This window comes from Aliivibrio friggae (genome assembly GCF_057368515.1).
On sequence record NZ_CM170649.1, the window covers coordinates 1,343,601 to 1,364,340 of the forward strand.

General features: G+C 39.2%; 19 protein-coding genes. 6 read left to right on the forward strand and 13 right to left on the reverse strand.

Translation table 11 applies throughout. The annotated features are described in order from the left end of the window. Nucleotides 1-32 precede the first annotated feature (32 nt). Nucleotides 33-1,934 carry a PTS fructose transporter subunit IIABC gene (locus AC2INI_RS19490; RefSeq protein WP_122031984.1) on the forward strand — a complete coding sequence of 634 codons (1,902 nt, stop codon included), beginning with the start codon at nt 33-35 and terminating at the stop codon, nt 1,932-1,934. A gap of 93 nt (nt 1,935-2,027) precedes the next feature. Continuing rightward, on the forward strand, nt 2,028-3,227 hold the full coding sequence (gene manA, locus AC2INI_RS19495; RefSeq protein ID WP_486306095.1) for a mannose-6-phosphate isomerase, class I: 1,200 nt from the start codon (nt 2,028-2,030) through the stop codon (nt 3,225-3,227). Between the two features lie 61 nt (nt 3,228-3,288). Here manA and AC2INI_RS19500 read toward each other — a convergent pair whose 3' ends face one another. Further along, a complete protein-coding gene (locus tag AC2INI_RS19500; RefSeq protein WP_045103700.1) occupies nt 3,289-4,074 on the reverse strand; it encodes a PTS sugar transporter subunit IIA in 786 nt (261 codons plus the stop codon). Then, nucleotides 4,074-4,373, reverse strand: coding sequence for a PTS fructose transporter subunit IIB (locus tag AC2INI_RS19505; RefSeq protein WP_122031986.1), 300 nt, complete (start codon nt 4,371-4,373; stop codon nt 4,074-4,076). Before AC2INI_RS19505 ends, AC2INI_RS19500 begins: the two co-directional genes overlap by 1 nt. 247 nt (nt 4,374-4,620) lie before the next feature. On the opposite strand from AC2INI_RS19505, the gene AC2INI_RS19510 reads away from it, so the two are divergent. Continuing rightward, nucleotides 4,621-6,492, forward strand: a complete 1,872-nt coding sequence (locus tag AC2INI_RS19510; RefSeq protein WP_486306096.1) for a fructose-specific PTS transporter subunit EIIC — start codon at nt 4,621-4,623, stop codon at nt 6,490-6,492. Between the two features lie 7 nt (nt 6,493-6,499). On the opposite strand, the gene AC2INI_RS19515 is transcribed toward AC2INI_RS19510, so the two are convergent. Next, nucleotides 6,500-7,402, reverse strand: coding sequence for a histone deacetylase family protein (locus AC2INI_RS19515; protein WP_486306097.1), 903 nt, complete (start codon nt 7,400-7,402; stop codon nt 6,500-6,502). A gap of 504 nt (nt 7,403-7,906) precedes the next feature. Here AC2INI_RS19515 and AC2INI_RS19520 point away from each other — a divergent pair. Together AC2INI_RS19520 and AC2INI_RS19525 are read left to right on the forward strand one after the other, a co-directional pair. Next, nucleotides 7,907-10,018 carry an LruC domain-containing protein gene (locus AC2INI_RS19520; RefSeq protein WP_122031988.1) on the forward strand — a complete coding sequence of 704 codons (2,112 nt, stop codon included), beginning with the start codon at nt 7,907-7,909 and terminating at the stop codon, nt 10,016-10,018. A gap of 12 nt (nt 10,019-10,030) precedes the next feature. Next, the gene (locus AC2INI_RS19525) at nt 10,031-10,486 is read left to right on the forward strand and encodes a hypothetical protein (RefSeq protein ID WP_122031989.1); all 456 of its coding nucleotides are present in this window, start codon (nt 10,031-10,033) and stop codon (nt 10,484-10,486) included. Nucleotides 10,487-10,573: 87 nt separating this feature from the next. Here the strand turns inward: AC2INI_RS19525 and brnQ are convergent, their stop codons facing one another. From brnQ to AC2INI_RS19540, 3 genes are all read right to left on the reverse strand, one after another. Then, entirely contained in the window at nt 10,574-11,890 is a 1,317-nt protein-coding gene (brnQ, locus tag AC2INI_RS19530) for a branched-chain amino acid transport system II carrier protein (protein WP_486306098.1), read from the reverse strand. A 292-nt stretch (nt 11,891-12,182) separates the two neighbouring features. Next, on the reverse strand, nt 12,183-12,635 hold the full coding sequence (locus AC2INI_RS19535; RefSeq protein ID WP_486306099.1) for a hypothetical protein: 453 nt from the start codon (nt 12,633-12,635) through the stop codon (nt 12,183-12,185). 29 nt (nt 12,636-12,664) lie between these two features. After that, the gene (locus tag AC2INI_RS19540; protein ID WP_486306100.1) at nt 12,665-13,165 is read right to left on the reverse strand and encodes a GNAT family N-acetyltransferase; all 501 of its coding nucleotides are present in this window, start codon (nt 13,163-13,165) and stop codon (nt 12,665-12,667) included. Between the two features lie 334 nt (nt 13,166-13,499). Here AC2INI_RS19540 and AC2INI_RS19545 point away from each other — a divergent pair, with 334 nt between their 5' ends. Continuing rightward, entirely contained in the window at nt 13,500-13,727 is a 228-nt protein-coding gene (locus AC2INI_RS19545) for a PAS factor family protein (RefSeq protein WP_122031993.1), read from the forward strand. Nucleotides 13,728-13,931: 204 nt separating this feature from the next. Here the strand turns inward: AC2INI_RS19545 and AC2INI_RS19550 are convergent, their stop codons facing one another. The 7 genes from AC2INI_RS19550 to AC2INI_RS19580 form a co-directional block, all read right to left on the reverse strand. Continuing rightward, entirely contained in the window at nt 13,932-14,450 is a 519-nt protein-coding gene (locus tag AC2INI_RS19550; protein WP_122031994.1) for a YgjV family protein, read from the reverse strand. Nucleotides 14,451-14,866: 416 nt separating this feature from the next. Then, complete coding sequence (locus AC2INI_RS19555) at nt 14,867-15,469, reverse strand: GNAT family N-acetyltransferase (RefSeq protein ID WP_122031995.1); 603 nt, start codon at nt 15,467-15,469, stop codon at nt 14,867-14,869. 318 nt (nt 15,470-15,787) lie between these two features. Continuing rightward, complete coding sequence (locus AC2INI_RS19560; protein WP_486306101.1) at nt 15,788-16,096, reverse strand: type II toxin-antitoxin system RelE/ParE family toxin; 309 nt, start codon at nt 16,094-16,096, stop codon at nt 15,788-15,790. A gap of 71 nt (nt 16,097-16,167) precedes the next feature. Next, nucleotides 16,168-16,644, reverse strand: a complete 477-nt coding sequence (locus AC2INI_RS19565; protein ID WP_486306102.1) for a DM13 domain-containing protein — start codon at nt 16,642-16,644, stop codon at nt 16,168-16,170. A 140-nt stretch (nt 16,645-16,784) separates the two neighbouring features. Continuing rightward, entirely contained in the window at nt 16,785-18,293 is a 1,509-nt protein-coding gene (locus AC2INI_RS19570; protein ID WP_486306103.1) for an alanine/glycine:cation symporter family protein, read from the reverse strand. Nucleotides 18,294-18,510: 217 nt separating this feature from the next. Continuing rightward, nucleotides 18,511-20,079, reverse strand: a complete 1,569-nt coding sequence (locus AC2INI_RS19575) for a methyl-accepting chemotaxis protein (RefSeq protein ID WP_486306104.1) — start codon at nt 20,077-20,079, stop codon at nt 18,511-18,513. Nucleotides 20,080-20,260: 181 nt separating this feature from the next. Beyond that, complete coding sequence (locus AC2INI_RS19580) at nt 20,261-20,593, reverse strand: tRNA-binding protein (protein WP_122031999.1); 333 nt, start codon at nt 20,591-20,593, stop codon at nt 20,261-20,263. Nucleotides 20,594-20,740: the final 147 nt, after the last annotated feature.

Sequence of the window (20,740 nt, forward strand, 5' to 3'; positions counted from 1 at the left end):
ACACAAGACATCCATCCAAATGGGAATAACTTATGATTACTGACTTAATCAACGAACAGCTAATTTGCTTAGATCTTGCAGCAAAAACCAAAGACGACGTTTTTTCTGAAATGGCGGAGCATCTTCTGCAACAAGGTCGAATCAATGACAAACAGGTATTTCTTAATGATATCTACGCAAGAGAAGAATTAGGAAATACAGGCTTTGAAGAAGGCGTCGCACTGCCACATGCGAAAAGCTCGGCGGTTATCTCCCCTGCAGTCATGATTGGTATCAGCAAGCAAGGTATCGAATATGGCGCTGAAGATGGGCTACCATCTAAATTATTCTTTATGATTGCCTCCCCTGAAAACGGTGCAGATCATCACATTGAAGTACTGGCTGAACTTTCTTGTAAACTCATTGAAGATGGATTTATTGAAAAATTCTTAGCGTCAACCTCACCAAAAATGGCGTTAGCACTGTTACTTGAAAAAACAGAAAACACCAACACAGTTGAAGCAACCAATGGCTTTTTGATTGGCGTCACGGGCTGTCCAGCAGGAATTGCCCACACTTACTTAGCCTCTGAAGCACTAGAAAAAGGCGCGGCAGAATTAGGCTACACCATCAAGGTAGAAACTAACGGCTCTATTGGCGTTAAAAACAGCCCTACCGCAGAAGAAATTGAAAAGGCGGAAGCAATTATTGTCGCGTGTGACAAACAAGTAGATCTGACTCGCTTCGCAGGTAAAAAACTAATCCAAACCAACGTTAAAGCACCGATTAAAGATGCAAAAGGCTTAATTACTCAATCTCTTACACAACCTCCTTTTGTTGCTGATACAACTAAATCAAGCTCAGATAACAAAGGCAGTTCGTCTCAAACCCGCTCAGATATTTATCGCTACCTAATGAATGGCGTATCACACATGATCCCATTTGTTGTGACTGGCGGTTTATTAATCGCACTGGCGCTTGCTCTGGGTGGTCAACCAACTGAAAGTGGCATGGCGATTCCACCGGGTAGCTTATGGAATAAAGTGCTCGATGTTGGTGTTGTCGCTTTTACCTTAATGATCCCAATTCTTGCGGGTTACATTGCCTACGCGATTGCTGATCGCCCTGCGCTTGCTCCTGGCCTTATTGGTGGTTGGATTGCAAATAACGGTTCTTTCTATGGCGCTGAAGCTGGCACTGGTTTTATTGGCGCTATCATTGCGGGTTTACTTGTTGGCTACTTTGTTAAGTTTATTGCCAACATCAACTACCACAAGTTCATTCAGCCTCTTGTGCCTATCGTTATTGCACCTATTACAGGTTCACTATTCATCGCGTCATTATTCATTTTTGTTATTGGTGCACCGATTGCCGATTTAATGGATTCACTAAACGTACTACTAACCAACATGAGCACAGGTAACGTTGTTCTACTTGGTATCGTTCTTGGTGGCATGGCAGGCTTTGATATGGGTGGTCCATTCAATAAAGTCGCCTTCCTATTCTCTGTCGGCATGATTGCGAGTGGTCAAACTCAATTCATGGGTGCGATGGCGTGTGCAATCCCTGTCGCTCCACTAGGTATGTCACTAGCAACGGTTATTGGTCGCAAGTTCAACATCTTTGAAGAGTCTGAAATTGAAGCAGGTAAAGCCTCTGGTGCCATGGGTCTGGTGGGAATCTCTGAAGGTGCCATTCCATTTGCAGCGCAAGATCCTATCTCAGTTATCCCTGCCAACATCCTTGGTTCTATGGTTGCCGCAGTAATGGCGTTCTCATTTGGCATAACAAACAGCGTTGCTCACGGCGGTCCTGTTGTTGCTCTACTTGGTGCAATGAATAAACCGGTATTAGCACTGGCTTGTATGGCAGCGGGCGCAACCGTAACCGCATTGGTTTGTGTTTCTATTAAAAAAGCTCGCCAAGCTAAATCGTTTTCTGTAGCGGCAGCTTAACCTTCTCTTTCTCCAGTGTTTTCTCTCTTGATTCAGTAAAACAAGATTTGAAACGCACTGGAGAAGTTTTCCATTGATGACATCGAGTGCATTATGAATAAATCAACTCAACAATTCTTTTACCCAATGACCAATGTAATTCAAGATTATGCATGGGGAAGCTTCACCTCTATCGAAGCTCTATTTGATATAAAAAACACCAGCAATAAGCCACAAGCTGAATTATGGATGGGCGCTCACCCAAATGGCTGCTCTACCGTTACCATTAATGGGCAACCAACCTTATTGTCTGAGCTAATCAATCAAGATCAAACCGCCTATTTATCTTCGTTAACGGCAGACCACTTTGGTGAGTTACCATATTTATTCAAAGTATTAGCGGCAGAAAAAGCATTATCAATTCAAGTTCATCCTAATAAACAACAAGCGATGGCAGGCTACGATAAAGAAGAACTATCAGGCGTTGCGCTTAATGCCTTTAATCGTAATTATAAAGACAGCAACCACAAACCAGAATTGGTATACGCATTAACACCTTACAAAGCGATGAATGGTTTTAGAGAATACAACGAGATCATCAACCTATTTAACCAGATGGCTCTGCCTTCTCTTGAAGAAATCATCACACGTTTTGAACAACAGCCAAACTCACAAGGCCTAAAATGTTTCTTTAAAGCGATTCTGTCATTAACTGATGAGGCAAAAGAGTCAGCATTAGCAGAGTTAGGTCACTTCGCCAGTAATAATAAACAGAGTGAACTATTTGCTTTAATTGATGATTTATCAATTCAGTACCCAAATGACATAGGCTTATTTACTCCATTAATTCTTAATGTCATTACTCTGCAGCCGGGTGAAGCCATGTACTTAAATGCGTGTACGCCTCATGCTTACATTAATGGAACTGGGCTAGAGATAATGGCGAACTCAGACAATGTGCTGCGCGCAGGGTTAACCCCAAAATTCATGGATATTGATGAGCTTATGGATTGCACAGAGTTTGTAAGCATTCCAGCAGACTCCTTGATTATGCAACCTAACATTATTAATGGAGGGATGAATTACCCTATCCCTGTGAGCGATTTTAAATTCTCAGTATTTGCATCGGTTGATGATTTACCACTAGAAACGCACAGTGCAGAGATTTTATTTGCTATTGATGGTGACATGACGTTACATCACTCAACAGGTGAAACGGTCAATGTACCTAAAGGGCATTCTATTTTTGTTCCTGCTTACGCACATCAATACACATTAAAATCAAGTGGGAAAGTGGCAAGAGCGTATAACTAACGCTTAGATATAAAGATAGAAATAAGCTGACTTAGCATTGTTGTTGAGTCAGCTTTTTTACTTATAACAACTGGCACATGGCGTATAGAATCAACGCCTGCAACCCTTTTGGTTGTCTTGTATTTACCAAACGTTGGCTAAACTCCTCAGACAACATATTACGAGTTAAATAAGTCGCAGCGAGTATCATAGGTTTGCTTGGCTTCTCAGGTAAAACTAAGGCAATAATCAAGTTTACCTCCCCCATTTTTGATGCCCAATCCACAGAGTAATCACTACGAATAATCGCTATGGTCGGCTTCTCAACATAAGGAGAAATAACATGAGGTAAAGCGATTTGTTTTGCCATTGCCGTTGATGAGCGTTCTTCTCGCTTTATCAAAGACAACAACAATTCATCAGACTCTTGTGGGTAAATCAGCTGTGACAAGCCTTTTAAAATCTCGAATTTAGATAAAACGGCTTGCGCTTTAACGTAATGAAAATCAACTTCGCAGTTAGGGGTTAATTGCGGACGGGTATTAACAATAGTTTCTGAGAAATCACACAGTTTATCCGAAGCAACAAAATCAAAGGTGGAAGCAAGTAAGTCAGTCAGAACAAAGTTAGCCCACTCCGCATCCATTCCTACCGTCACTAATTGGCAAAAATCTCCCGGCCTCAATCCTACTTTTAGTAAACCGAGTGGACTTGCTGCATCACTACTGAGGTTTTGAGTAATATTATCAATATAAACAAGGCTCTTAAACTTTTTAGCAAGTCGAGTGAGCTGACTCGCCACTTGAGGTGGCAAGCCTTGCTCTTTTACAAAGAAGGTAATGCGATAATCGATAATTGTCGATACCATTATGAAAGGTGTTTTCTCAAAATAGTGTCTACATCAGTCAGTATGGATTCAATACTGTATTGCTTAGTATTAATGCCTAAAAAACGACTTTTATTTTCAATTTCGATATCCGATGCGATGATAACAAGATCTGCATTCACAATATCAACAGGTGTGAGAACTTCTTCAACACCCATTGCGCCTTGAGTTTCCACTTTGATTGACACTCCCAATTTTGCAGCCGCCTTTTTAAGCACATCTGCTGCCATGTAAGTGTGTGCAATTCCGGTTGGACACGCTGTTACTGCCACAATTTTCATGATTTACTCTTAACTGGTAAAAATTCAAATAACTCAATGTATTCACAAGATACTAATTTGAATAACAATACACTGGCTATTTCTCTCTCATTTATCATAAAGTGCTTTAGCATCAATTAATAAGGAGCAAACTCACACTTTGCCACAGAGGGTACAATAATCCAGTAAATGTCTTTTTTATCCAGTTATTAAAACTCAAAGATCCACTAACATGATTAACAAATTACCGATAGAAAATGGAATCGCTATGAATATCACCTCTCTTATTGACACTAATGTTATTTGTTTGGACCTCAAATCGACGTCTAAAGAAAGCATTCTTGAAGAGATGGTTAATATATTAAACGATGCAGGAAAACTATCGAATAAACAACAATTTCTCTCTGATGTTTGGGCGCGAGAAGAGATAGGGAATACAGGTTTTGAAGACGGTATTGCGATCCCTCACGCCAAAAGTACCGCTGTCATTACGCCCTCTGTCGCTATTGGTATTAGCCGCACAGGTATTGATTATGGTGCCGAAGATGGGCTTCCGTCTGATGTCTTTTTTATGCTTGCATCAACAGATGGTGACGACAATCAACACATAGAAGCATTGTCACAAATATCCATTCGATTAATTGAAGACGGCTTTACCGACAAATTAAAAGCCGTACAAAATAAAGAAGAAGCTTTAGCCTTATTTACTGATTCAATTCAACCAGAAGAAGCACTGACTTCAACGACCATAACTGAACCACAAGCTGAAAAAAGTGAACTCTCTCGTGGTTTAGGTCGCGCTAAAGAACACCTACTCTTTGGCACCTCACACATGATCCCCTTTATTGTTGCTGGTGGGGTTTTACTCTCTTTATCTGTCATGATCTCAGGCCATGGCGCCGTACCCACAGAAGGAATCTTGGCTGATATTGCGCAAATGGGCATTGCCGGATTAACCTTATTTACCGTGGTGCTTGGTGGCTATATCGCTTATTCCATTGCTGATAAACCGGGATTAGCTCCAGGAATGATTGGTTCTTGGATAGCTGTTCAGCAATACAACACGGGATTTTTAGGGGCGATCATCATTGGTTTTTTTGCAGGGTTTGTCGTTCGTACATTAAAGCAAATTAAGCTACCAGAAAGCATGACCTCCCTCGGCTCAATTTTTATCTACCCGCTTATCGGTACCTTCATCACTTGCGCTGCTGTCATGTGGGTAATTGGCGCACCAATCGCTAATACCATGACGCTGCTAAATGAGTGGCTTGCAAGTATGGCAGGTTCAGGAAAAGTGGTTTTAGGCGCAATTCTTGGTGCAATGGCGGCCTTTGATATGGGAGGCCCAATCAATAAAGTCGCTACCCTATTTGCTCAAACTCAAGTGAATACGCAACCTTGGTTAATGGGTGGTGTCGGCATTGCGATTTGTACTCCACCATTAGGCATGGCGTTAGCGACCTTCTTATCCCCTAAAAAATTCAAGCGAGAAGAACGTGAAGCAGGTAAAGCGGCAGGCATTATGGGAATAATTGGGATCACTGAGGGCGCAATTCCATTTGCATCTGCCGACCCTGCTCGTGTTATTCCAGCCATTGTTGCCGGTGGTATTGTTGGCAACGTAACTGGATTTTTGTTTAACGTATTAAATCATGCGCCGTGGGGTGGCTGGATTGTATTACCGGTTGTTGATGGGAAATTTGGTTATGTGGTTGGTACGCTACTGGGTGCATTAACCACTGCTCTCATTGTTATTTCATTAAAGAAAAATGCCGTAGAAAATGAGGATAAAGAGCTCCGTGAACTTATCTTAACTGCCGTAAAAAATGAAGGCGAAGCGGATGTATTAGCGGTGACAGCCTGCCCATCAGGAGTTGCTCATACCTTCCTTGCTGCCAAGAGTTTAGAAAAAGCCGCACAACGATTAGGCATTAAAATAAAAGTAGAGACTCAAGGGGCAGATGGCATTAATAACCGCATTACCCCATTAGATATTAAAAATGCTAAATTGGTTATCTTTGCTCATGATGTGGCAATCAAAGAACCGCTTAGATTTGCAGGCAAACGCACTCTAGATATCAGCACTAAAGAAGCAATGTATAATGGTGAGGCACTACTTAAGTCACATAAAACGAAGTAATCGAACTTTACATACAATCCAAAAAGGCTCGAATTAGCTGCAAATGAGGTTCAACCAAATCTTGATGGTTACTTCGATATCCTCCACCAACCACGCAGGCAATAGGAATGCCTTTTTGTTTGGTAAACGATCTCATCCAAAGATCTCGTTGATATAAACCTTCAGTTGATACATCCAAATAACCTAGCTCATCATCAATGTGAATATCTACCCCTGCATCATAAATAATAAGATCAGGTTGATGATGATTCACTGCCATTTCAACAACCTGATGAAACGCTTCTAAGAACTCACGGTCTTGAGTGCCTATTGATAATGGTACATCGTAATCAGAGGTAGGTTTACGGGCAGGGAAGTTTTTATCGCAATGAAAAGAGAGCGTAATAATGTCGTCGCGATCCGCACACAACGTTGCAGTACCATCACCATGATGCACATCACTATCAATAATTAATACTTTATCGATCCCCTCTTGCTGTAATGCATGATGGGCTGCCATCGCTAAATCATTCACCAAACAAAAACCACTACCAAAATCGTAATGAGCATGATGATAACCACCACTTAAATGCACCGCAGATCCATACTCTAACGCCTTATCTACGGTTAAACAGGTTCCTGCCGTCGAGGTTAATGTTCTTTGAATTAACGACTCACTCCACGGAAAACCAATGCGTCGCATTTTAGCTGCAGGTAACGTTCCAGAGACTAACGCATCAATATAGTCTTTATCATGCACTTGTTTAATCGCATCGACCGTGAGTGCAGTTGGCTCAAAATAACAGAGAGATGCATTTGAATAATGGGATTGAATCGCTTGATATAAACGCTGATATTTTTGAATAGGATAGCGATGCCCTTCAGGAAGATCTAATTGCGAGTAAATTGGATGATAAATTAACGGCAACATGATCAAATAGCCCTATTCTAAAAACAAAAAAAGAGCAGCTATTATGGCTGCTCTCTATCAATACACAAGAGCCAATTTATTGCTAAAAATCATTATTATTAAATTAAATCGTAATATTTATAAATTGCATTTCACTTAGCAAATTGATTCCTATTATGAAATTATCGCCTATTCATTCTTTATTATTGCAAATAAACAACATACCCACTTAAAACCATTTACCACCCAACCGACTGATAGTATTAGATTTATTCATTTACAAATTCGAATCTCATCCATTAAACACTTTTTGGTATACATATTGCGTGATGATACTTACTTGAAGGAAACGGTACGCTAAATGAATTAACAAATACTATCCGTAGCATTGCTTTACTATAAAGTCAGTTGAGCTTGCTTAGTAACAAATTCTAGTTGTTTTTATTTACCGAATAATTTCAAGTCAATGTATCTATTCATTGTATTGAGGGTATTTCCTCATTCAAATAATCGAAGAGGCTTATTATGAAATATAAACAGCTTTTTTCTCTTATCGCGTTTACTTTAGCAAGCGCGCCCATCTACGCGACCACTGTAGATTTGGATTTTTCTAATCATATAGAGTCCACTAATCTAATTAACAGTTTCGGTCCCTCTTACGATGGCCCAGTAATGCATTTTCTCAATGTCGGTATCCACAATGGTAAAACTATTGATGCAAAAATAAGTAGTCGAATCATTGGTGACGCAACCTTTTTATACCATACCCCGAACTATAAAGAAGGTTCAACACAACCTAGTGGCGATATAGGTTTCCTTTATCAAACTAACTCACCCGGCCCAGCAGGTCTTATTTATACTTTTGAATTTTACGATGGAACCGATGGGCTATCTGGCACATTTTCAATCCCCTACACTATCCCTGAGTTTGAAATGATTGGCTACGATATAGATGGTGAGCCCGTTCAATCAGAGCAAGTCCGTGTATACAAAAACGAAGGTTTCTATAGCTACCAAACAGGTTCTCTAGGAGCTAGCCTCACAGCAGAAGAAAGTCCTGATGGACTTTCTGTTTTATTTACAGGTCCTGGAACAAACTACAATGAAACTGATACATCGGGTGCAGTAAAGTTTACTTATAAAAATACGTCTATTGTTACGCTTCAATTTGAAACCGTTACCGCGAGTAACAGCCCTTTACCAAACCCAATTTTCTCTGCTTTTGATGGTAACTGGGACATTGATGATTTTACGCCACCAATTGGAAGTTCTGATGAATCTGATTTTGGTGATGCTCCAGATAGCTACAACACACTTAAATCAAATAATGGTGCTGAACATGCAATGACCAGTAACGTATATCTAGGTAGCAGTATTGATGCTGATACCGATGGTCAACCAGGTATCGCATCAAATGGTGATGACCTTGATGTTGATGGTAATGATGATGACGGTATTACCATTTTAACTAGCTTAGAAAAAGGACTTGATACTCTAATTAATGTAAATGTTACTGGTAGTGGTTATTTACAAGCATGGGCTGACTGGGATATGAATGGAACATTTGATGAGGGTGAACAAATTTTAACAAATCACCCAGTTGTTAGTGGTGTACAAGTGGTTCCTATCCGAGTCAGTGATAGCGCCATTATTGGTTCTGTTCAAACACGTTTCCGCTTATCAAGTAATCCTAACATACCAAGCTCTGGCTATGTTGGTGATGGGGAAGTCGAAGATTATGTATTTAACGTAACGGATCCAGGAACAACAATTCAGCATTCAGGTTATTACACTGCAGCATTTGAGGATAATTGGCCTGAAATTGGTGATTTCGACTTAAATGATGTGGTTGTTTATTACCGAACTACCATTGTAAGTAAAGATAGTGAAGTATTACGATTTGATCTTACTGGTACCATCATGGCATACGGTGCATCTTATGGTAATGGATTAGGTTGGAAACTTAATGGTTTCTCCGAATCTGATATTAATCTTCCATTAGCTCGCTTAGAAAAAAATGGAGTAACTCGAGCGAATATTTCACCGTTTACAGGTGAGGATAAAAGTGTTGCCTCTCCAGGTGGAGATCTTATTGTTGTAGCATCACTAAATTTACGCGATGACATCATTATTAATGAAGAGTGTAAATTTCACCGCACCAATCCGTATTGCAGTGCTTCATTAGAATCTGAACAAATGACCTTTAGTATCTCTCTGCCTTTCAATGATGGTAGTGAGCCAAGCGTTAGTTCATTATTACCATTAAATGGTGCAGACCCATTCATCTTTGCAGCTGGCTATGGGCTGTATCATGGTGATAGTTTCTCTACCGCACCAGGTAAAGATCTAGAAATTCATACAGCAGGATTTCCTCCAACTACACGAGGAACTCTGGTCAGCAGTTTCTACGGTATCGCTCAGGATGATTCAGATCCTGCAGCTAGTAAATATTACCGTACGACAGGTAATCTACCGTGGGGGATCTTGATTTCATCACCTTGGAATCACCCTTCAGAGTACATTGATGTTGGTTATGCTTATCCCGATTTTGCAGAATGGGCAACTTCAGGTGGTATTGATAAACCAACTTGGTACCTTAACCCTAATGCTAGCGAAACTTGGTCAACTGCTGACTAACACGGAGGATTTATGAAAAGAATTAATTTATTACTGAGCATTGTAGCCCTAGTTTTTATTACTGCTTGTAGTGATTCTGGATCTAGTTCTTCTTCCCCAGGTTCTACGGCTCCATCCTCAAGCGCAACACCTGATACTAACGATGGGATAAGAACAAGTGAGTTATCGATACCTGAAGGCTTTAATTTTGCAACAGAACGAGAAGTTTCCATCACCCTTTCTGTTGCAAATTCTCAAAGTGATCGAGGGTTTATGTCTCTCTATAGTGAATTCAATGAAGGCGCTGTAGATTACACATCCCAATTTATTTTGACACCAATGAATGATCAAACAGAGCTTAAAACGACAGTAATGCTTCCTAACCATGTTAATAAGATTTGGGTTGAAGTTTGGTACCCTTCAGCATTAGGTCATGAGATCACTCAATCTATAGATATAGTAAACAATACTGTTAATGCAGTTCTATAAACTATAAAAAACAACCTTATACCTAACTAATGCCAGTCAATTAATCTGACTGGCATTTTATTTTACAACAAGAGTTATTTATAGGGACTAATTATTTATCGCCACACGCTTTGGCATTGCTTTACTGAAGGCTTTATTAACAAAGATAGTAATAAATACAGGAAGCAACCAAGAAGTATGAGATGCATACAAGGGTAACCATTGCTCACAAAACGCGTTCATGCCCTCTGGTAATTTATCCAGAATATGCAGCGCATCAATCGTACCAAACAGAGCGGCGATACATACTACCGTGGTGTGGCTCATTGAAATCGCAGGCTTGTCTGTGCTTGTTTTCTCTGGCATCAAGATCATCGCAATGATAAGTGCAATAGCAATCGGACATAAGATCAGAATGGCAGGCAAACTCACCTCAATGATCGTCTCTAACCCTACGTTTGAAATGATCGCCGTTAATACCATAATAACGGTAGCACTCACTTTAAACGTGATGCCATAAGTATTTTTATAGTACTCAGAGTTCGCATTGGTTAGACCTATTGTAGTGGTTAAACACGCCATTAAGGTAATTGCAGCCAATAGAAGTTGACCTAATACCCCAAACTCCCCTGCCGCATAACGCGTTAAGATCTCGCCACCATTACTGGCACTTGGTGCAATTTCAGACGATGTTGAACCTAAATAGCCCATTGCTAAGTAACATAATGACATCAATACTGAGTAAATAACGGCAATGCGTAATGTGTAGTAAGAGATGGCTTTTTTACTCTCAACACCTTTGCTACGAATGGTTTGAATTATAACCCAACCAAAGGCGACCGCTGCGATTGCATCTAATGTCATGTAACCTTGAATTAATCCATTTACCGCAGGTGCTTGCTCGTAAATCTCAATAGCTTGGCTTGGAGAGCCTAATGGGTTTAGCAATGCCGCTACGACTAATATCGTTAACATAGCGATCAACGCTGGTGTCATGATTTTACCAATGTAATCAATTAACTTACCCGGCTTCAATGCCAACCATAACGTTAGAGCACAGAATAACGCAGAGAATACCATTAGCCCATTACCTGAATAAAAAGGCTTAATGCCCATCTCATAAGCAACGGTAACAGCACGAGGCAAAACAAACGCAGGTCCCAATGTGGTTAATACCAAGAACCAGAATGAACGGTCCATCCATTTTGGCAAGGCTGATGTCAACTTATCTGCAGAAGATAAACGGCCTAATACGACCAAAGTGATTGCAGGCAGACCAACAGCAGTTAATAGAAAACCACCAATAGCAATAAGCCAATTATCGCCAGCTTGTTGTGCCATCAAGGGTGGATAGATTAAGTTACCTGCACCAAGAAAGAGTGCAAATGTCATAAAGCCGATAGCGGCAAGATCTCTTCTGTTCAAACGACATACCTTTTATAAATTAAAACAGGGTGTCAATTTGGCTAGAAGATTATGAAGAAAGGGTCTTATCTATCCGCCAGCCTAACTGACGAATAAAAAAATCGTCAGTATCAGTAAATGACAACGACGACAGAGACGAGTGCATAAGCATTACGCTTAGAAGCAGTGAGTAAACCTGCTTGATGTTGTTTGATGCCTGTAGACATAACTTACACACTCTAGAAAAAATAATTGTCCTTAAGCTAAAGGAATTAACGAGGATTGTAAAGCCTAATTATAACTTTGTTAATTATCACTCTAAAATCAGACGTGCCTCTAACATTTGTGGCTCACTAGCTGCAGGCTCTAAAGAAGGATTACGAGGATATTGTTGACCGTTAAACTTCATTAAAACCAACCCTGAACCACGCGACCACACGATTAAGTCTTTCCACCCATTAGTTTCGGTTTTAGCCACACTAATTGGAGTACTCGTTACGGATGATTTGGATATCAATTTATAGCTATCACCCAGATTTTCGAAAATCATAAGTGTGCAACCACCAGAACCACACCATTGCATTCCTTTAAGAAAAACCACGGCATCCTCTAAACCATCACCGTTTAGATCTGCATATCCGGTAGAGAATGCCGGTTCACTTTCTTGGGTAGCTTCAGAGACTGATTGTTGTAAATCAGGTTTTAGAACTACTTGATTGCTGCACCCAAAAATCACAAAAGACAGGCACAATATTAAATATCTCATGTTTGATCCTCTTTAATTAACAATAGAACTTATAAGAACTTTTCTATTAGCGTTTCATCAACGTAAATATCACCGACTTTTGCGTGCTTTTTAGCAATGCCGACCACTTCAAAACCTTGTTTTACATAAGCAGCCAATGCTCGTTCATTGTCACCACGAACATAAGCAAACAATTTTTCGTACCCTTTGGCTTTCGCAACTTCAAACGTAGATTGAAACAGCTTTTTAGATACGCCTTGGCCTCTGCTATCACTACCAACAAATGTACCAATAATACCAACATGGTTAAAAGCTTTGGTATATGACGCGAACGGCTCTATATTTTGAAAACCAATAACCTTAGAGTCATCTTCGTTAATTGCTACAGTGAATACACCGCGCTCTGGGAACTGGGCAATAAACTCTTTTTCTTCATCAACGGTAAATGTCGTATCTAAGACAGTATACAAACCTTCCATAATGATTGGATTAAGAACATCGGTGATACCTTGAGCATCATTTATTTCTACTTGTCGTACTACTAAACTCATGAAATTACACTCCTATTTTAATCTGAAGCTGTTTTACATGAGTTGAATAGTTTCGGCAACAGTTTACGTCTACACAATACGATTTCGGCTGTATAGATTATGCTTAATTACGCCCTGAAAAGAGAAACACTCGGCAATTTTAGGCGTAAGTGTAGTAAATCGGCTTTTAAAATTATTATGTGTATTATCACAATTGAGCATTTAAGAACTCGCCACATTACCTTAATTTTAACTAGTTATTTTGGGCAAGATTTTAATCATTGTGTGATGGGTATCTGTAAATATTATTCCTATACTAGCGATAATATTAGGTGACCAAAACGGAGATAAATTAATGGATACAACATCACTCATCTATGACACTTTAACGAACTTAACAAATGCAGAACCTAACCAGTACGCTGAAATTAGGCAGAAACTGTACGACCAATTAAACTTACCTTTTGATAAGAAGTTTACTTTATATTCAAGCGTCTTAGGCCCAGTTAGCGCTGGAAGATTAGCGAATCTTGATGATGCGGTGACTAAAGCTTGTAAAATTCTAGAAGAGAACCCTAGCTAATAGTAACCATTTAATATTTCTAGCCTTTAATTATTAACCTTAAAGGCTAGAGTCTATCCTAAAATGCACATAACGCCTGCATTACACGATTTCTACTATGCAAACTTATCTGATTTTTACTGCCTTAATCGCTGAAACTAAAGACAAACCTACAACGGCGAATATAGAAAATCGTGTTGATGCATTTTGTTATCTTTATAAGATCTACTTTATTATTTCCCTATTATCCACCATGTTCTTTATATAAATGCGATAATAACCAATAGCACTACTTATTATAAATAAAATGTCTATTAACACTGCCACTGGCGAACCAACAATGATGTCATGAGCCCCCCAAACTACTGTCCCAAAAACCATTAGCCAGCGCATAAGTTTATCGTTACGCATGAATGAGGCTTCAGTATGAAATAACGAAGCAATACAACTTAGTACACTTGTGATGCCATTGAACGTTAAAATAGTGCCTAGTACTGTCACAAAATAAAACAACCATTTCATTCTTGGATCCGATATAAAGATCCCTGCAAAGTAACGAGATGCACCAATTACAAGTAAACATGCAGCGGTCCACTCTTCTAGTAAGGCAAAATGGGCAGCGATTAATAACGCTGAAATACTTAGTGCCAATAAAAGTATCTTACGATTTGTAAACTGAAATGATGCGATATCAAATAATGCAGCTAAACCTACCAATATCTGAGAAATAATAAAAAAGGACATACGTCCTCCATCAACAAATAGAAAATTTAATGGGTAAAATTAAGATAAAGTACTCAAAGTAATCCTGATGTTTTGAGTTATCTTTTAAAAATACTATTTATTGGGGAGATATACTGCTACAGCTTGAACTTGAGGAAGATAATTGAAATAAATTGAGGATATTTGACTAACTAATGAACTCATAGTAAAACTCCTCATAGTTGTTGGTGATAAATGATTCGGTAATTCTATATTTTAAAATAAAAAAAACAAACCTATGTTACCTTTTGTTACGATTAACCGTTAACCACTTGGAAATATAACGCCTTTATAACACATTTTCCACCATGCAATTATACTTAAAATTGACGGCCTAAAACGATAAACACTCGGTAAACTGAGATTGCCGAGTGTAATAAATCATGTTGATTTCTTTGTTAGCTGCACCTTTCCAGTTTGAATAACAAACTAGCTTTTGCTGCCAACCATTCACTATTAATTATCGAAAACAAAACGGTATCTCGATAGCTTCCATCGGCCATTTGTTGATGATTTCTAATTACACCATCCTGCTTTGCGCCCAAACGGGCTATTGCATTACGTGAAGCATGATTATGCCAATGAGTTCTAAACTCAACTGCGATTGCTGAGAGATTTTCAAATGCATGAGAAAGAAGAAGGAACTTACATTCGGTATTTACTGATGTTCTCTGGTAGCTTTTGGCATACCACGTATAACCGATTTCTACCCGTTTATTCACACAATCAGCGTGGCATAAACGAGTTGTACCGATAATGGTTTGAGTTTCATTATCAATGACAGAAAAAGCCAAAGAACGCCCAGCATCTTGTTCGCTTAAAGCCAATTCAATATAACCGTTTACAGTCTCTTCATTTGGTATTTTTGTATACCACAAGTTCCAAAGCTCACCATCAGAAGCAGCTTCAATCAAATCTGATGCATGCTCTAACTGTAGTGGGATCAATGTGACTGTTTTACCTTTAAGCTCCGTACCTGAGAGCCATTTCTCACCTTGCATACTAAATTCCTTCTTTGAAGCAGCTAATATCCAAATATCCCCCTCACTTTCCTAATATCCACAAAAACAACTGAATATAACCTATCAACAACCAGAAAATGATTTATATATCTATGCTACACAGCATACCAGAACGACACTCCGTTTCATTGCATTTCCTTCATAAATCCAACAAAAAAACGCCAAGTAGACAATGTCTACTTGGCGTTTAATTTATTGATAATTTAGTAATTAATGAGGCTGCATAGTTCGTACGAATCTAAGGTTTACCACGCAATAATTAGCGATTCACACCATAGTTATTTGTTAAATGCACTCTTACTGCAAACCACGATCATTGAGAACAAATTGGCGTAACTCACGCTCTTCCCTCATGACATAAAGAATATATACAATATCATCGTTGGTTATTTTGTAAAAAATACGACATGGTGGCAATACAATTTCACGATAGTCTAAATGAGAAAGTTCAGGGACACTGCGACCTGATAATGGGAAATCCTCTAAACGTTCAATATTGAAGAAAAATATTCTATATACTCCCCCAAAAAAAATGGGACTCAATGCTACAATTGAGTCCCAAACTGCAGTAGCTGCCTGCAGAAACACAGAGTGAGGAACAAACATAGCTTATTACTTTAACTGCACTCTACCAACTGTGAAATCTGACAGGTTATTTGTTAAATTCAACCAGAGAACTATTGATACTTAGCTGCTGTAATAAATTCACCGAATGTCTCACACCATACGATGACAGTATTATAATTAGATAACTCGATATCTTGTGGTACTGGAACAGCAAAGTTTTCAAAGGTCTTAACATTACCAACAAAAACCATATTGGATTTCAAGCGATTAAAATCAAGCTCTGTCTCAACAAACTCAGGTGATAAATAAAGCTTATAATCCGGCCCTGGAGCAAGTTTACCCGTTAACGTAATAAACTTTGAACCAATAGATACCAGACCTTCTCCCCAATGAAAGGAATCACTGTCTTTAAGATCTTTTTTGAAAATAGCTGAATATTGAGCTTGAGAAGATAAACTTGTTACTTCAGATTCTGTGGGTGCTTCAGGCGCAATCAGAATAGGAAGCATATAAATCCCCAAAGCAACCCCAAATGCCCCCACTGACAAATGAGAGATAATAAGTACTATAATTTGCTTAATTCTCATATCCTTCCCTTTTTTAATAACTCCTAACATTCCAATATAGCATACCAGAATGCGGCCTTATTTCGTTATACTTCCTTTGTAAATCAAAAAAAACGCCATCACAGTGGATGGCATTTTCTTATATTTATCAAGCTAGCTTACTATTTCTCTCTTGATTTGTTTTTGTTTCGCTCTAGCTTTCCTTCCCAGTAGGTTGCGCCTTTAATGCCAAGTTTTACTGGGTCAAACGTGTAGTTTGTTACGCCACGCTTTTGCTGATCTTCATAATCTTTTAGTGCTTTTAGTGCCGGTTTAGACATAAAGAAGATGATCAAAATACCGATAATGTTTAACCATGCCATTAAGCCTACGCCTATATCACCCATTGCCCATGCAAGGTTGGCCGTTTTAATAGTGCCGTAAAATACTGCAGCCATTAACACCAGTTTAAGGATGAACATCATGCCATCAATTTTAACTGTACGACGGATATAAGCGATGTTTGTTTCTGCAATGTAGTAGTAAGCAAGAATAGTCGTAAATGCAAAGAAGAACAGTGCAAAAGCAATGAAGATTTTACCAATGCCCGGCAGTGTGCTTTCAATCGCCATTTGAGTGAACATTGGGCCATTAGCACCAATCGTCTCAGAAATATTTTGAACTAAAAATACGCCTTCACCACCACCCTGAACATTATATGTACCAGTGATAAGGATCATAAACGCGGTAGCTGAACAAACCAGTAACGTATCAATGTAGATAGAGAACGATTGAACTAAACCTTGTTGCGCAGGATGATCAACATTTGCTGCAGCTGCCGCATGAGGACCCGTACCCTGACCCGCTTCGTTTGAGTAAACACCACGTTTTACACCCCAACCAATCGCAGCACCAAAGCCTGCCATAGGTGTAAATGCATCACCGATGATCATAGCAAAGATAGTTGGTACTTCTGAAATGTTAAGAAGGATGATAACGAATGCAAGAATGATATATGCTAATGCCATGAACGGCACAACAATTTGAGTAAAGTGCGCAATACGCTTAACACCACCAAAGATGATAAACCCAAGGATGACAGAGATAGCCGCACCAGTAAAGATTTTAGCAAAACTGAAAACACCAATACCTGTATCAATCATGCCGCCAGTACCAAACGCCGTTTCAACTGCATTACCGATACTATTTGATTGCACACCCGGAAGTAACACACCACAAGCAAAAATAGTCGCAATGGCAAAGATCCACGCATACCATTTTTGGCCCATCGCTTTTTCAATATAGTAAGCCGGACCACCACGGAACTGGCCTTCGTCTTCTTCTTTATAGATTTGTGCTAACGTTGATTCCGCGTAAGCCGTTGCTGCACCTAAGAAGGCCACAACCCACATCCAGAATATCGCCCCTGGGCCACCAAAACCGATAGCCGCCGCAACCCCTGCAATATTACCCGTACCAACACGGCCAGACAGTGATACTGCTAATGCTTGGAATGAGCTGATCCCTTTACTTGATTCTTTGTTTGATAACAACAGACGACACATTTCTTTAAAGTGACGAATTTGAACAAATCGAGTTTGTATAGAATAAAACAAACCAGAACCCAAGCAGAGATAAATCAATACTGGGCTCCAAATTATGCCATTGAGAAAATCAACAATACCTTGCATATAAAATCCTTTTTAGTTTATGAAGTCGATTTATTATTTAACCAACCATACAGTAAGATTTAACAGCAAGTTAACAACAACCTTTCTTGAAGATAGAAAAGTGTGAATCAAAGCACTATATTTCAATTTATATTGATAACCCCAATACAAAAGACCAATAAGATTAGAAATGACAATGCTTTGTATTGATATTGTAGAAAAACTTTATTTTATCCCACTAGCCAGTGTGCCTAAATTGCTCTGCTAGCTTACTTTGAGAAAGTAAATTATCCATCAAACCTCCATTATCAGCCTGACTTTCTTGAACTAAGGACGCCGTTGAACTCGATAATTCTTGAGTCGATTGACTAATGGATTGAACGTTATTATTCATGTCTTCTGATACGTTACTCATCTCTTCAACGGCCGTGGCTATTTGAGAGTTTTGATCAGATATATCAGTAATTTCAGTCAACAGCTGTTCCAATTTATCCGCTGAAATCTTCGCACTTTCAATACAATCCGCGGAAAGCTTCTCTCCCTCCCCCATTGACTCCACAACCGCACTCGTTCCTGTACGAATTAGGTTAATAACCGCTTGAATTTCTGTGGTTGAATCATGACTTTTCTTAGCAAGTTGACGAACTTCATCTGCCACCACAGCAAATCCACGGCCTTGTTCGCCAGCACGAGCAGCTTCAATCGCAGCATTAAGGGCTAAGAGATTAGTTTGCTCTGCAACTCCTTGAATTATCGTTAGTACACTTTCAATGGTATTAGTGTTTGCTTCAAGCTCTCTAACCGAATTGGACGTTTGATCTAACTGATTTGCTAACACATCGATGGCATGTAATGTGGATTTCACTTCTACCATCCCCTCCTCTGCCGCCACTTTCGCTTCATCAGTTGTTGATGCGGTATTTTGTGCATTTCTTGCTACTTCATGCGCTGTTGAATGCATTTCGTTAATGGCAGCGGCAACTTGTTCTACTTCCATTGATTGCGAATCAAGCTGATTTGACATGGTATCTAGATTTTGGAATGACTCTTCCATTGCCGCAGTCACTTGCTCATTCGAATCTTGGATACGCCCAGAAACCGCGTTAGTTTCTGAATGACACATTTTCATCGCAAGCGCTATTTCTGAAATATCATCAACTTTATTGTTATAAACAAGCTCCATTAATGGGTTATTGAAGATCTCACGAGCGTCTTTACTTAATGCTTCTAATCGACGGGTCATCATATAAAAAGAGGTTATTGCTAAAAGGAATAATGATGGGACGCCGGCATTAGGAACAAATTGCTCAAGACCAAAAGCAAAAAGAGCGGGAATTATAAGAGCGATAGCGGCACGTTGCCACAAACGGGTTCTAGGTAACTTTAGTTTACGGGGTGTTTTTCCTGCGTTCAGTTGAGCGTATATCTTTTCTGCATTATCAACATACTCTCTTTTAGGACAAGTTCGAACAGATTGATATTCAATAACTTGTCCGTTCTCTGAAATGGGTGAAACAAATGCATCAACCCAATAATAGTCGCCATTAGCACAGCGATTTTTTACCAATCCCATCCATGAATTATTATTTTGTAAGTATCCCCACATATTCGCAAATGCTGCTTTAGGCATATCTGGGTGTCTTACCATATTATGAGGCTGCCCTATCAACTCTTCTTGCGTGTAGCCCGCCACTTCACAAAACTCTTTACTGGCATAAGTAATGTGACTGCTTGGTTTGGTGACAGAGAGTAAATTATAACTTGGGGGGTATCTCACTTCCTTTGAAGATCCATTCTTAAAATCCATATGTAGCCAACCTTTCATCTTATTAAATAATCATTAATTAACTTAGGAAGGTATGGCCTATTAATCCACTATTTATCTTGTTTTTATATGGTATTACAAGCGATTAAAATCCTATTCATAAAAAAACCAAGTCTATCTGGGGAAGGATACACTTGGCTTATGTTTTTGGTTATTAAACCAATTAGACGATTTTAACTCCAGCAGGCATCAGGCGTTCTGGTGTCAATAATACGCTTTCGCTTTCATCTTCTGTTTCTGCACACAGCAACATACACTCGGAAGTTTCACCGCGCATTTTTGCTTTTGCTAAGTTACACAACACAACCACTTGTTTGCCCATTAGTTCATCTTCTGTGTAATAAGGAACAAGGCTTGTGACGGTTTGAAGACTCTGCTCACCTACATCAATTTGAACAATGTAAAGCTTGTCTGCATTTTCATGACGTTTAACGTCTGTGATTTTGCCAACACGAATATCTAATTTTGCGAAATCACCGTATGCAATTGTTTCCATTTTACTTTATCCTTAGCTTTAAGTTAGTGTTAACGTTTACATTCTCAACAATACGCTACTGAATAAGTAAACAGCAATTAAATATTTACTAAAACTTTAACTCGATCAAATATTTTATCTCGACCACATCACAGGATTAAACTAATT

Excerpts from the sequence above, each read along its gene's own strand:
- AC2INI_RS19490 (WP_122031984.1), top strand. The coding sequence starts at position 33 with ATGATTACTGACTTAATCAACGAACAGCTAATTTGCTTAGATCTTGCA.
- manA (WP_486306095.1), top strand. The coding sequence starts at position 2,028 with ATGAATAAATCAACTCAACAATTCTTTTACCCAATGACCAATGTAATT.
- AC2INI_RS19500 (WP_045103700.1), bottom strand. The coding sequence starts at position 4,074 with ATGGTATCGACAATTATCGATTATCGCATTACCTTCTTTGTAAAAGAG.
- AC2INI_RS19505 (WP_122031986.1), bottom strand. The coding sequence starts at position 4,373 with ATGAAAATTGTGGCAGTAACAGCGTGTCCAACCGGAATTGCACACACT.
- AC2INI_RS19510 (WP_486306096.1), top strand. The coding sequence starts at position 4,621 with ATGAATATCACCTCTCTTATTGACACTAATGTTATTTGTTTGGACCTC.
- AC2INI_RS19515 (WP_486306097.1), bottom strand. The coding sequence starts at position 7,402 with ATGTTGCCGTTAATTTATCATCCAATTTACTCGCAATTAGATCTTCCT.
- AC2INI_RS19520 (WP_122031988.1), top strand. The coding sequence starts at position 7,907 with ATGAAATATAAACAGCTTTTTTCTCTTATCGCGTTTACTTTAGCAAGC.
- AC2INI_RS19525 (WP_122031989.1), top strand. The coding sequence starts at position 10,031 with ATGAAAAGAATTAATTTATTACTGAGCATTGTAGCCCTAGTTTTTATT.
- AC2INI_RS19535 (WP_486306099.1), bottom strand. The coding sequence starts at position 12,635 with ATGAGATATTTAATATTGTGCCTGTCTTTTGTGATTTTTGGGTGCAGC.
- AC2INI_RS19540 (WP_486306100.1), bottom strand. The coding sequence starts at position 13,165 with ATGAGTTTAGTAGTACGACAAGTAGAAATAAATGATGCTCAAGGTATC.
- AC2INI_RS19545 (WP_122031993.1), top strand. The coding sequence starts at position 13,500 with ATGGATACAACATCACTCATCTATGACACTTTAACGAACTTAACAAAT.
- AC2INI_RS19550 (WP_122031994.1), bottom strand. The coding sequence starts at position 14,450 with ATGTCCTTTTTTATTATTTCTCAGATATTGGTAGGTTTAGCTGCATTA.
- AC2INI_RS19555 (WP_122031995.1), bottom strand. The coding sequence starts at position 15,469 with ATGCAAGGTGAGAAATGGCTCTCAGGTACGGAGCTTAAAGGTAAAACA.
- AC2INI_RS19560 (WP_486306101.1), bottom strand. The coding sequence starts at position 16,096 with ATGTTTGTTCCTCACTCTGTGTTTCTGCAGGCAGCTACTGCAGTTTGG.
- AC2INI_RS19565 (WP_486306102.1), bottom strand. The coding sequence starts at position 16,644 with ATGAGAATTAAGCAAATTATAGTACTTATTATCTCTCATTTGTCAGTG.
- AC2INI_RS19570 (WP_486306103.1), bottom strand. The coding sequence starts at position 18,293 with ATGCAAGGTATTGTTGATTTTCTCAATGGCATAATTTGGAGCCCAGTA.
- AC2INI_RS19575 (WP_486306104.1), bottom strand. The coding sequence starts at position 20,079 with ATGGATTTTAAGAATGGATCTTCAAAGGAAGTGAGATACCCCCCAAGT.
- AC2INI_RS19580 (WP_122031999.1), bottom strand. The coding sequence starts at position 20,593 with ATGGAAACAATTGCATACGGTGATTTCGCAAAATTAGATATTCGTGTT.